The organism is Nostocoides vanveenii, assembly GCF_039531165.1.
Taxonomy (GTDB): Bacteria; Actinomycetota; Actinomycetes; order Actinomycetales; family Dermatophilaceae; genus Nostocoides_A; species Nostocoides_A vanveenii.
On sequence record NZ_BAAAPN010000067.1, the window covers coordinates 1 to 738 of the forward strand.

At 69.0% G+C, this 738-nt stretch carries 1 protein-coding gene; it reads right to left on the reverse strand.

What is annotated here, in order from left to right; translation table 11 throughout:
- Positions 1–126: 126 nt before the first annotated feature.
- Positions 127–738: ATP-binding protein (locus ABD209_RS15525; protein WP_344067823.1), on the reverse strand; the 612-nt coding region annotated here is incomplete at its 5' end.

The window sequence follows — 738 nt, forward strand, 5'->3', positions numbered from 1 at the left end:
TGTCAAGGGCCATTGAGATCTGCCCAGGGGCGGTCGTGGGACCTGCCCGGTGACGGTCAAGAGGAGTGCCCGGTGGTGGCCGTGGGATCTGCCCTGTGCTGGCCACCTTCGGCGTGGTGGTGGGGGTCAGGTCAAGGGGTTCACCCCCTGGCCGGTGAGGGCTTGGGTTAGGCGGATGCTGTCGCCGGTGGTCTGGCAGATGTGGGCGTGGTGCAGGAGTCGGTCGACGGTTGCGGTGGCGAGTGTCTTGGGCATCAGTTCGTCGAACGAGGCTGGGTGCAGGTTCGAGCTGATCGCGATGGACCGTTTCTCGTAGGCGGCATCGACGAGCCGGTACAGGCCTTCGGCGGCGTCGTGGGCCACGGGGAGCAGGCCGATATCGTCGACTACGACGAGATCGGCGCGTAGGACTCGGGTGATGGCGCGGGTGACGGTGTCGTCGGCGCGGTGACGACGGAGCAGGATCCCGAGGTCTTCGAGGGTGAACCAGGCGACCTTGAGGCCGTGCTCGACGGCGTGTTGGCCCAGGGCCTCGAGCAGGAACGTCTTGCCGGTGCCTGATGGCCCGCATACGACGAGGTTCTCGCGGCGGTGGATCCACTCCAGGGTCCGCAGGGCCTGCTGGGTTGGCGTGGGGATCGAGCAGGCTTGGGGGTCCCACGCGTCGAATGTCTTGCCGGTGGGGAACCCGGCGGCGGCGCGGCGGGTGGCGAGGGCGGAGCGTTCCCGGCCGGCGGC